The organism is Burkholderia sp. MSMB1826, from assembly GCF_001526325.1.
Lineage (GTDB): Bacteria > Pseudomonadota > Gammaproteobacteria > Burkholderiales > Burkholderiaceae > Burkholderia.
This window is the reverse complement of record NZ_LOYN01000050.1, coordinates 210,209-223,559: the sequence shown is the minus strand read 5'-3', so window position 1 is coordinate 223,559 and position 13,351 is coordinate 210,209. Positions and strand designations below refer to the sequence as shown.

At 72.2% G+C, this 13,351-nt stretch carries 1 protein-coding gene; it reads left to right on the top strand.

What is annotated here, in order from left to right; translation table 11 throughout:
• Positions 1-350: 350 nt before the first annotated feature.
• Positions 351-13,067 (top strand): autotransporter-associated beta strand repeat-containing protein, encoded by a 12,717-nt coding sequence (locus tag WS95_RS28745; RefSeq protein ID WP_059827429.1) that lies wholly within the window; start codon positions 351-353, stop codon positions 13,065-13,067.
• Positions 13,068-13,351 lie beyond the last annotated feature (284 nt).

Sequence of the window (13,351 nt, the reverse complement as noted above, 5' to 3'; positions counted from 1 at the left end):
AGGCCCCGTACGGGCGGGGTTTCGGCATGGATGCGTTGTTGGCCTGGATGGACGGATATGCGATGAGCTGTGCTCGTCGAGGCAACGTTTCCGGTGTCGTTAAAACAACTGTTATTGATTAGTGGAAAATTTACCGGGTGACAAAGGGGGTTAAAAGTAAAATATGCCGATTCAATAATTCTCGTCGATTCGTTCTTGTTTGTTTTTAATCCGGCCAGCCGCTTTGGATTGGTGATGGGACGGTATTTTCCGAAAAACGTCGAATAACGCATTCCGGTATTTATCCCCGGCATTTTGAATGCGCCGGCGAATGCCCGGTGTCGTCGATTCTCTTATGGGAAGGTGTGATTATGCGTATGCGCATGGGCTCGAACAAAAAGCGCGCGGAAGCACGTCCGAAACTCCTCGTCCCGACCGGCGTGCTGGTCGCGCTGGTCGGCGCCGGGATCGTCCCCGCCGACGCCCTGGCTGCCTGCACCGGAACGACGACCGTCAGTTGTACCGGAGCCAGCACGTCCTATTCGAACGGCACGAACAATCTGAACCTGACCGTCCAGCCCGGCGCGACCATTTCGGTGGTGCCGTTGTTCGGCGGCACCGCGCTGTCGCTGACGGGCAGCGGCGTCACGCTGACCAACAACGGCCGGATCGACCCCGCGTTGTCCGGGCTGAGCGTCGTGTCGAACGGCACGGTGGTCGGCAATAGCGCGTCGGCGAGCACCGTCAACGTCACGAACGCCAGCACGGGCGTGATGATGGGGTCGACGAGCTCGCTGGTCAACGGGCCGGCTTTGACGGTCAACAACGGCATCGGCGGCACGACGAACATCACGAACGCCGGCACGATCGGTACGACCGGCCTGCTCGGCTTCGGCGCGGGGCCGACCGCGCAGGTCGTGACCACGTCGGGCGGTGCGCAGACCAACTTCACCAACGCGAGCGGCGGCACGATCAACGGTTCGGTGGCGCTCGCGCCCAGCGGCACGCCGGGCGCAGGGAACACGTTCACGAACGCCGGCACCGTCACGGGCAACGTGTCGCTGGGCGCGGCCCTCGGCACGTCGAACACGTTCAACGCGCTGACCGGGTCGTCGGTCGGGCTCGGCGTCGACGCCGGGCTGGGCGGCAACAACACGCTCAACCTGCAGCTGAACACGGCCGCCGGCGGCGCGGCGAACGGCGCCATTGCGGTCGATACGTACGGCAATTTCAACAACCTCGCCGTGCAGGGCGGCACGTGGGACATCACCGGCGCATCGACCGCGACGAACGCGTCGCTGACCGGCGGCACCGCGATCGTCCACGGCGCCGGCGCGCTGGGCACCGGCACGATCGTCGGCGGCGGCGGCACGCTCGAGGCCGGCACGGCCGGCGTGAACCTGCTCAACAACGTGACGCTGACCGGCGGCCTGACGGTGGACGGCGCGACCGGGCTCGGGTTGTCGGGTGCGATCGGCGGCGCCGGTGCGCTGAACGTGAGCGGTACCGGCACGCTGGCGCTGAACGGCGCCAATTCGTTCACGGGCGGAACGAATCTGACGGGCGGCGGCGGGCTCCTCGTCGGCACCGCGACGGCGCTCGGCGGCGGCGCGCTGAACGTGACGGGCACGGGCGGCACGCTCGGTACGAGCGTCGGCGGCACGGTGCTCGGCAACGCGGTGAACATCGACACCGGCGTCACCCTGGGTCTGAACGGCTCGGCCAATCTCGGGCTGGGCGGCGTGATCGCCGGCAACGGCGGGCTGGCGCAAACCGGCTCGGGCACGACCACGCTGCTCGGCCTGAACACGTTTACCGGCGGCACGACGTTGAGCGGCGGCGGGCTCGTTGCCGGCACGGGCGCGGCACTCGGGACGGGGGCGCTGCACGTGAGCGGCACGGGCGGCTCGCTGGCGACGAACGTGGGCGGCACGCTGCTCGGCAATGCGGTGAATCTCGATGCAGGCGCGACGCTGGGCCTGAACGGCGCGGCCGGCCTGAGCCTCGGCGGCACGATCGCCGGCAGCGGCGGCCTCGCGCAAAGCGGCACCGGCACGACGACGCTGCTCGGCGCGAACACGTTCTCGGGCGGCACCGCACTGAGCGGCGGCGGCCTGATCGCCGGCACTGGCGCGGCGCTCGGCACGGGCGCGCTGAACGTATCCGGCGCGGGCGGCACGCTCGCGACGAGCGTCGGCGGCACGGTGCTCGGCAATGCGGTCAACCTGGGCGCGGGCGCGACGCTCGGCTTGAACGGCGCGGCCGACCTGAGCCTGGGCGGTGCGATCGGCGGGAGCGGCAGCCTCGCGCAATCGGGTGCCGGCACGACGACGCTGCTCGGCGCGAACACGTTCTCGGGCGGCACGGCGCTGAGCGGCGGCGGGCTGATCGCCGGCAACGGCGCGGCATTGGGCACGGGGGCGCTGAACGTATCCGGCGCGGGCGGCACGCTCGCGACGAACGTCGGCGGCACGGTGCTCGGCAATGCGGTCAACCTGGGCGCGGGCGCGACGCTCGGCCTGAACGGCGCGGTCGATCTCGGCCTGAGCGGCGCGATCTCGGGCGCGGGCGGCCTGGCGCTCGGCGGCACCGGCGCCACGACGCTGTCCGGTGCGAACACGTTCACGGGCGGTGCGAGCCTGACGGGCGGCGGCAGCCTGATCGTCGGCGGCAACTCGGCGCTCGGCGTGGGCGGCGCGTTGAACGTGAGCGGTCTCGGCGGTTCGCTGAGCGCCGATCTGGCGGCCGGCGCGGCGCTCGCGAACGGCATCAACCTGAACGGCGCGTCGCTGACGCTGAACGGCGCGAACGACCTCGGCCTGAGCGGCGCGATCGGCGGCACCGGCGGTCTCGTGCTGAGCGGCACGGGGACGACGACGCTGTCCGGCGCGAACACCTTCGGCGGCGGCACGACGCTGAGCGCCGGCACGCTGCTCGCCGGCAGCAATACGGCGCTGGGCAGCGGCGCGCTGAACGTCGCCGGCACGGGCGGCGCGCTCGGCGCGAGCGTGAGCGGCACGACGCTGGGTAATGCGGTGAACCTCGGCGCGGGCGCGACGCTCTCGTTGACCGGCGCGAACGATCTCGGCCTGAACGGCGTGATCGCCGGTACCGGCGGCCTCGCGCAAATCGGTTCGGGCATCACGACGTTGACCGGCGCGAACACGTTCTCGGGCGGCACGACGCTCGCCGGTGGCGGAATCCTCGCCGGCAACGGCGCCGCGCTGGGCACGGGGGCGCTGGACGTGACGGGCGCGGGCGGCTCGCTCGGCACGACCGTCGGCGGCACGGTGCTCGGCAATGCGATCCAGCTCGGCGCGGGCGCGGCACTGACGGTTGGGGGTGCGAACGATCTGGGGCTGGGCGGGATCATTTCCGGCGCGGGCGGCCTGTCCGTGAGCGGCCCGGGCACGACGACGCTCACCGCGGCCGAGACGTTTACCGGCGGCACCACGATCGGCAGCGGCACGCTCGCGATCGGCGCGGGCGGCAGCCTCGCCGCGTCGAGCCCCGTCAACCTGACGGGCGCCGGTGCGCAGTTCAACATCGCCGGTGCGACCACGCCGCAGTCGATCGGCACGCTGTCGGGCGTCGCGGGTTCGACGATCGCTCTCGGTTCGAACAACCTGACGCTGGCGGGCAGCGGTAGCGGCGTCTTCGCCGGCAACATCGGCGGTGCGGGCGGGCTCACGCTGTCCGGCACCGGCTCGCAGGCGCTGACCGGCAACAACACGTACGCGGGCGGCACGGCGCTGACGGGCGGCAGCCTGCTCGTCGGCAGCGGCGCGGCGCTCGGCGTCGGCGCGCTCGACGTCAACGGCTCGGCGTCGCTCGGCGCGAGCGTGCCGGGCGTCACGCTCGGCAACGCGGTCAATCTCGGGGCCGGCGTCACGCTGGGGCTGAACGGCGCGAACGACCTCGGCCTGAGCGGCACGATCGCCGGCAACGGCAGCCTCGCGCAAACCGGCAGCGGCACGACGACGCTGCTCGGCGCGAACACGTTCTCGGGCGGCACGACGTTGAGCGGCGGCGGACTGATCGCCGGCAATGGCGCGGCGCTCGGCACCGGTGCGCTGAATGTCAGCGGTGCGGGCGGCACGCTCGCCACGAACGTCGCCGGCACCTTGCTCGGCAACGCGGTGAACCTCGGCGCCGGCGCGACGCTCGGCCTGAACGGCGCGGCCGATCTGAGCCTCGGCGGCGTGATTGCCGGCGACGGCAGTCTTGCGCAAGCCGGCGCCGGCACGACGACGCTGCTCGGTGCGAACACGTTCACGGGCGGCACGACGCTGAGTGGCGGCGGCCTTGTCGCGGGCAACGGTAGCGCACTCGGCACCGGTGCGCTGAACGTGACGGGCGCGGGCGGCTCGCTCGGCACGAGCGTCGGCGGCACGGTACTCGGCAATGCGGTGAACCTGGGCGCGGGCGCGACGCTGACGGTCGGCGGCGCGAACAACCTGGGCCTGGGCGGTGCGATTTCGGGCGGCGGCAACCTCGCGGTGAACGGCCCGTCGATCACGACGCTCACGGGGGCGGGCAGCTACACCGGCAACACGACGATCGGCAACGGCAGCACGCTCGCGGTGGGCGCGGGCGGCAGCCTGTCCGGCGGCAGCTTGTTCGATCTGGCAGGCGCGGGCGCGACGCTCGACCTGAGCGCGGCCACGTCGCCGCAGGCGACGGGCGGGTTGGCCGGCGTCGCGGGCGCGACGGTGAACCTCGGCGGCAACACGCTGACGCTCGGCGGAGCCGGCAACAACACCTTCGGCGGCACGATCGGCGGGGCGGGCGGGCTGACGATGGCCGGCACCGGCACGGAGACGCTCACCGGCGCGAACACCTACAGCGGCGGCACGACGATCAACAGCGGCACGCTGGCGATCGGCGCGGGCGGCAGCCTGGCCGCGGGCGGCGCCGTGAATCTGGGCGGGGCCGGCGCGACGTTCGACCTGAGCGGGGCAGCACTGCCGCAGGCGATCGGCACGCTGTCGGGCGTGGCCGGTTCGACGGTGAACCTCGGCGGCAACGGCCTGATACTGGGCGGCACGGGCAGCGGCACGTTCGCCGGCACGCTCGCGGGAGCGGGCGGGAGCCTGACGCTGTCGGGCACGGGCACCGAAACGCTGAACGGGACCAACACGTACACGGGCGGCACGAACCTGACCGGCGGCGGCACGCTGATCGCCGGCAACGGCGCGGCGCTCGGCACCGGGGCACTGAATCTCTCGGGCGCGGGCGGCTCGCTCGCGACGAATGTCGGCGGCACGGTGCTCGGCAATGCGGTGAATCTCGGCGCGGGCGCGACACTTGGCCTGAACGGCGCGGCCGACCTGAGCCTCGGCGGGACCATTTCCGGCGCCGGTAGTCTCGCGCAAACCGGCACCGGCACGACGACGCTGCTCGGTGCGAACACGTTCTCGGGCGGCACGACGTTGAGCGCCGGCAGCCTGTCGGTCGGCAACGACACGGCGCTCGGCACGGGCACACTCGGCGTCACCGGCAGCGGCGGCACGCTCAGCGCGAGCACGGCCAACCTGCTGCTGGCGAACGCCGTCGATCTGGGCGCCGGTTCGACGCTGAATCTCGGCGGCGCGTTCGACTTCGGCCTGAACGGCATGATTTCCGGCGCGGGCGGCGTGGTGCAGTCCGGCTCGGGCACGACCACGCTCGGCGGCGCGAACACCTACAGCGGCGGGACGACGTTGAGCAGCGGCGGACTGAGCGTGGGCAGCAACACGGCGCTCGGTTCCGGCGCATTGAACGTGACCGGCAACGGCACGCTGAACGCGAGCGTGAGCGGCACGACGCTCGGCAATGCGGTCACGCTCGGCGCGGGCGCGACGCTCGGCCTGAACGGCGCGAACGATCTCGGCCTGAGCGGCACGATTTCCGGCAGCGGCGGCCTTGCGCAGACCGGCGCGGGCACCACGACGCTCACCGGCACGAACACGTACACGGGCGGCACCACGCTCGCCGGCGGTGGGCTCATTGCCGGCAACGGCAGCGCACTGGGTTCCGGCGCGCTCAACGTGACGGGCGCGGGCGGCTCGCTCGGCACGAGCGTCGGCGGCACGACGCTCGGCAATGCGGTCAATCTCGGCGCAGGGTCGACGCTGACGGTTGGCGGTGCGAACGATCTCGGGCTGGGCGGCGGGATCTCGGGCAGCGGCGGTCTGTCGGTCAGCGGCCCGTCGACGACGACGCTCACGGGCGTGAACACCTATACCGGCAATACGACGATCGGCGGCGGCAGCACGCTGGCGGTCGGGGCGGGCGGCAGCCTGTCGTCGGGCAGTGCGCTCGATCTCGCCGGCACAGGCGCGACGCTCGACATCAGCGCGGCGACCGTGCCGCAGACGAGCGGGATGCTGTCCGGCGTTGCGGGTACGAACGTGAACCTCGGCGGCAACACGCTGACGCTGGCCGGTACCGGCAACGGCAGCTATGCCGGGACGATCGGCGGCACCGGCGGGTTGACGATGGCCGGCACGGGGACGGAAACGCTGACCGGCACCAACACGTACACGGGCGCGACGACGATCAACAGCGGCACGCTAGCGATCGGCGCGGGCGGCAGTCTGTCCGCGAGCAGCCCGGTGAATCTCGCCGGCGCGGGCGCGACCTTCGACGTCAGCGGCGCGACCACGCCGCAGACGACGGGCACGCTGTCGGGCGTGGCCGGTTCGACGGTGAACCTCGGCGGCAACAACCTGACGCTCGGCGGGTCGGGCAGCGACACGTACGACGGCACGATCGCGGGGGCTGGTGGCAGCCTCACGCTGTCGGGCACGGGTACCGAAACGCTGACCGGCAACAACACGTATACGGGCGGCACGAACCTGACCGGCGGCGGCACGCTGATCGCGGGCAGCGGTTCGGCGCTCGGCACGGGCGCGCTGAACACGAGCGGCGCGGGCGGCACGCTCGGCACGAACGTGGCCGGCACGACGCTGACCAATGCGATCAATCTCGGTTCGGGCTCGACGCTGACGGTCGGCGGCGCGAACAATCTCGGCCTCGGCGGCGCGATCTCGGGCAGCGGCAACCTCGCCGTGAATGGTCCGTCGACGACGACGCTGTCGGGCGCGAACACCTACACGGGCAGCACGACGATCGGCGGCGGCAGCACGCTGGCGGTCGGGGCGGGCGGCAGCCTGTCGTCGGGCAGCGCGATCGATCTGACCGGTGCGGGCTCGACGCTGGACGTGAGCGCGGCCACGTCGCCGCAGACGACCGGTACGCTGTCCGGCGCAGCGGGTTCGGCGGTGAACCTCGGCGGCAATACGCTGACGCTCGGCGGGTCGGGCAACGGCACGTTCGGCGGTACGGTCGGCGGCACGGGCGGGTTGACGCTGTCGGGCACCGGCACCGAAACGCTGACCGGCGCGAACACGTACACCGGCGCGACGACGATCAACAGCGGCACGCTGGCGATCGGCGCGGGCGGCAGCCTGTCGGCGAGCAGCCCGGTGAACCTGGCCGGTGCGGGCGCAACGTTCGACGTCAGCGGCGCGACCACGCCGCAGACGACGGGCACGCTGTCGGGCGTGGCCGGTTCGACGGTGAACCTCGGCGGCAACAACCTGACGCTCGGCGGGACGGGCAACGGCACGTACGGCGGCACGATCGCCGGCGCGGGCGGCAGCCTCACGCTGTCGGGCACCGGCACCGAAACGCTGACCGGCAACAACACGTACACGGGCGGCACGAACCTGGCGGGCGGCGGCACGCTGGTCGCGGGCAGCAACACGGCGCTCGGCACCGGCGCGCTGAACACGAGCGGCGCGGGCGGCACGCTGGCCGCGAGCACGCCGGGCACGACGCTCGGCAACGCGGTGAACCTCGGCGCGGGTTCGACGCTGACGGTCGGGGGGACGAACGATCTCGGCCTCGGCGGCGCGATCTCGGGCAGCGGCAACCTCGCCGTGAATGGTCCGTCGACGACGACGCTGTCGGGCGCGAACACCTACACGGGCAGCACGACGATCGGCGGCGGCAGCACGCTGGCGGTCGGCGCGGGCGGCAGCCTGTCGTCGGGCAGCGCGATCGACCTGTCCGGCACCGGCGCCACGCTCGACCTGAGCGCGGCCACGTCGCCGCAGACGAGCGGCGCGCTGTCCGGCGGCACGGGCACGAACGTCAATCTGGGCGGCAATACGCTGACGCTCGGCGGTTCGGGTAGCGGCACCTATGCGGGCGTGATCGGCGGCACGGGCGGGTTGACGCTGTCGGGCACCGGCACGGAAACGCTGACGGGCACCAACACGTACACCGGTGCGACGACGATCAACAGCGGCACGCTCGCGATCGGCGGCAACGGCAGCCTGTCGTCGAGCAGCCCGGTCAGCCTGACGGCGGCCGGCGCGACGCTCGACCTGAGCGGCGCGTCGTCGCCGCAATCGACGGGCGCGATCTCGGGCGTGGCCGGCTCGACCGTGAACCTGGGCAACAACAACCTGACGCTCGGCGGCTCGGCCAACGGCACTTACGCGGGCAACATCGCCGGCACGGGCGGCGTGACGATGTCGGGCACCGGCACGGAAACGCTGACGGGCGCGAACACGTACACCGGCGCGACGACGATCAACAGCGGCACGCTGGCGATCGGCGCGGGCGGCAGCCTGTCGGGGACGACGCCGGTGAGCCTGACGGGTGCGGGCGCAACCTTCGACCTGAGCGGCGCGACCACGCCGCAGACGACGGGCACGCTGTCGGGCGTGGCCGGCTCGACGGTGAACCTGGGCGGCAACAACCTGACGCTCGGCGGCACGGGCAGCGGCACGTATGACGGCACGATTGCCGGGGCAGGCGGCAGCCTGACGCTGGGCGGCACGGGCACCGAAACGTTGAACGGCACGAACACGTACACGGGCGGCACGAGCCTGACCGGTGGCGGCACGTTGATCGCGGGCAACGGCTCGGCGCTCGGCACGGGTGCGTTGAACATGAGCGGCGCGGGCGGCACGCTCGGCACCAGCGTGGCCGGCACGACGCTCGGCAACGCGGTGAATCTCGGCGTGGGTTCGACGCTGACGGTCGGCGGCGCGAACAATCTGGGCCTTGGCGGCGCGATCTCGGGCAGCGGCAACCTCGCGGTGAGCGGCCCGTCGACGACGACGCTCACCGGCGCGAGCTCGTACACCGGCAACACGACGATCGGCAACGGCAGCACGCTGGCGGTCGGCGCGGGCGGCAGCCTGTCGTCGGGTAGCGCGGTCGATCTGGCCGGCGCCGGCGCCACGCTCGATCTGAGCGCGGCCACGTCGCCGCAGTCGACGGGCGCGTTGGCAGGCGTCGCCGGTTCGACGGTGAACCTCGGCGGCAACGCGCTGACGCTCGGCGGGTCGGGCAGCGGCACGTTCGGCGGCACGATCGCCGGCACGGGCGGCAGCCTGACGCTGGCGGGCACCGGTACCGAAACGCTGACCGGCAACAACACCTACACGGGCGGTACGACGTTGAGCGGCGGCGGCACGCTGCTCGCCGGCAACGGCTCGGCGCTCGGCACGGGCACGGTGAACACCAGCGGCGCAGGCGGCACGCTCGGCACGAGCGTGGCCGGCACGACGCTGACCAACGCGATCAACCTGGGCTCGGGCTCGACGCTGACGGTCGGCGGCGCGAACAACCTGGGCCTCGGCGGCGCGATCTCGGGCGGCGGCAACCTCGCGGTGAGCGGCCCGTCGACGACGACCCTCAGCGGCGTCGGCACGTACACGGGCAACACGACGATCGGCGGCGGCAGCACGCTCGCAGTCGGTGCGGGCGGCAGCCTGTCGGCGGGCAGCGCGGTCGATCTGTCGGGTACAGGGGCCACGCTCGACCTGAGTGCCGCGACGACGCCGCAGACCACGGGCGCGCTGTCCGGCGCAGCGGGTTCGGCGGTGAACCTCGGCGGCAACACGCTGACGCTCGGCGGGTCGGGCAACGGCACGTTCGGCGGTACGGTCGGCGGCACGGGCGGGTTGACGCTGTCGGGCACGGGCACCGAAACGCTGACGGGCGCGAACACGTACACCGGCGCGACGACGATCAACAGCGGCACGCTGGCGATCGGCGCGGGCGGCAGCCTGTCGGGGACGACGCCGGTGAGCCTGACGGGTGCGGGCGCAACCTTCGACCTGAGCGGCGCGACCACGCCGCAGACGACGGGCACGCTGTCGGGCGTGGCCGGCTCGACGGTGAACCTCGGCGGCAACAACCTGACGCTCGGCGGCACGGGCAGCAGCACGTACGGCGGCACGATCGCCGGCGCGGGCGGCAGCCTCACGCTGGCCGGCCCGGGCACCGAAACGCTGACCGGCAACAACACGTACACGGGCGGCACGAACCTGACGGGCGGCGGCACGCTGGTCGCGGGCAGCGGCTCGGCGCTCGGCACCGGCGCGCTGAACACCGGCGGCGCAGGCGGCACGCTGGCCGCGGGCACGCCGGGTACGACGCTGACCAACGCGGTGAACCTCGGTACGGGCTCGACGCTGACCGTGGGCGGTGCGAACAGCCTCGGTCTGAGCGGCCCGATCTCCGGCAGCGGCACACTCGCGCTCAGCGGCCCGGCGACGACGACGCTGTCCGGCGCCAACACGTACACCGGCGGCACCAGCGTCACGGGCGGCGGCACGCTCGTCGCCGGCACGCCGACCGCACTCGGCAGCGGCACGCTGAGTGTCGGCGGCAACGGCGGCACGCTCGGGACCAGCGTGCCCGGCACGACGCTCGGCAACGCCGTGAACCTCGGCACGGGTTCGACGCTGACGGTGGGCGGCGCCAACAACCTCGGCCTGAGCGGCCCGATCTCGGGCGGCGGCAACCTGGCGGTGAGCGGCCCGTCGACGACGACCCTCAGCGGCGCGAACACGTACACGGGCGGCACGGCGATCGGCAACGGCAGCACGCTGGCGGTCGGCGGCAACGGCAGCCTGTCGGCCGGCAGTGCGCTGACGCTGGCCGGCAACGGCGCGACGCTCGACGTCAGCGGCACGACGACGCCGCAGACGGCCAGCGCGCTGTCGGGCGCGGCGGGTTCGACCGTGAATCTCGGCGGCAACACGCTGACCGTGGCCGGCCCGACGGGCGGTTCGTTCGGCGGCACGATCGCGGGTACCGGCGGCTTCGCGGTGCAGGGCGGCGGCACGCAGACGCTGACCGGCGTCAACACGTACACCGGCGGCACGACGATCGGCAGCGGCAGCATGCTCGCGCTTGCCGGCGCAGGCAGCCTTGCGCCGACGAGCCCGGTGACGCTCGCCGGCAGCGGCGCGACGCTGGACCTCACGGGTTCGGCCGCACCGCAATCGATCGGCACGCTGTCGGGCACGACGGGTTCGAACGTGAACCTCGGCGCGACGCCGCTGACCGTCAATACCGCCGGCACCAGCTCGTTCGCGGGCACGCTGTCGGGTACCGGCCCGCTGACGCTGGCCGGCACGGGCGCACAGGTGCTGAGCGGGACCAGCACGCTGTCCGGGCCGACCACCGTGACGGGCGGCACGCTCGCGGTCACCGGTTCGCTGGCCAACTCGCCGGTGACCGTCGGCAACGGCGCGACCGTCACCGGGACGGGCACGATCGGCGGCCTGGTCGTGTCGGGCGGCGGCACCGCATCGGTCCTCCAGCTCGGGCAGCCGCTGAAGGTCGCGGGCAACGCGACCTTCCAGCCGGGTTCGACGCTGCAGGTCGGCGCCACGCCGCAACAGAGCGGCGGCCTCGACGTGACCGGCTCCGCCACGCTCAACGGCGGGTCGGTACAGGTCGTCGCGGCGACCGGGCAATACCAGCCGGGCAAGCTCTACACCATCGTGAATGCCGGCGCGGGCGTGCAAGGGCAGTTCAGCGCGGTGAACTCGACGTATGCGTTCCTCACGCCGACGCTCACGTACAACCCGGCGCAGGTGCTGATGTCGCTGGCGCCGAACGGCACGCCGTTCACGTCGGTCGCGACGACGCCCGACGGGCAAGCGGTGGCGGGCGCGGTCGGCACGCTCGGCGCGGGCAACCCGCTGTTCGATACGGTGCTGACGACGGATGCGCCGACCGCGAACCGCGCGTTCACGCAACTGGCCGGCGACCTGTATCCGAGTACGCGCAGCGTGCTGTTGTCGGATAGCCGCTACGTGCGCGACGCGGTGCTCGATCGTGCACGACTCGGTTCGCAGCCGGGCGGGGCGCTCTGCGGATGCGAGGCGCCGGTGTCGGCGGACGATCACTCGGCGGCGCTCGACCGGCGCATGGCCGCGGAGAACGGCTGCACGCCGGCCAAGTCGTTCAAGCCCGCGGTGTGGGGCCGGCTGTACGGTTCGCATAGCCGGTTCGACGGCGACGGCGTCGCTTCGATCGATCGCAACCTGTACGGCTTCGTCGTCGGTACGGACGCGGAAATCAGCAGCCACTGGCGCGTCGGTATCGCGGGCGGCGCGTCGCGCAGCCAGCTCAATACCGACCAGAACGAGTCGGCGAAGGTCAACGGCGAGACGATCGCGCTGTACGCCAGCGGCCGATACGACGCGTGGAACGTACGCGGTGGCGTGTCGCAGTCGTGGTACCGCGTGCATAGCGAGCGCAATCCGTCGTTCGGCAGCTTCTCCGATCACGACACCGCGAGCTACGACGCGAACGCGACGCAGGTGTTCACGGAAATCGGCTACTCGACGGCCATTCGCAACGTCGCGCTCGAACCGTTCGTCGGGCTCGGGTACGCGAGCCTGCACACCGACGGCTTCAAGGAGAACGGCGGCGCGGCTGCCCTGCAGGGCGATTCCGACACGACGGGCCTCGGCTTCTCGACCCTCGGCGTGCGGGCCTCGACCGACGTCGCGGTCACGACGAAGGGCAAGGTCACGGCGTTCGGCACGGTCGGCTGGCGGCACGCGTTCGGCAATACGCAGCCGGCGTCGAGGCTGTCGTTCGCGAGCGGCGGTTCGCCGTTCAGCGTGGTCGGTGTGCCGGTCGCGCGTGACGCCGCGGTGCTCGAGGTCGGTGTCGACGCGGCCGTCACGAAGAACCTGTCGCTCGGGTTGTCCTACAGCGGCCAGATCGGCGGCAGCATCAGCGACCACGCGCTGTACGGCAATCTGCTGTGGAAGTTCTAAAGGGAGGCGGGGGCCGCTCGCGACGGAAGGTATCGTCGTGAGCGGTCAATCGTCGATAGATGGCTCGATGATGGTCGGTCGTCAGGTTCGCATTGCTTAAATTTTGTGATGCGAATCAACTTTCATGAAGTGCGTCGCTTGATGACCGGTGTCCCGTTGCATCGGCCTGTTTAAACCTGTTTCAACGCTTTGCCGTATCGGGCAATCCGCGAACGATTCGCGCCGCCTTCGCAGCGGCAGGGTCCACGCGTCATCGCTCGAGCCGTTCCGCGGTTGTCCAACCG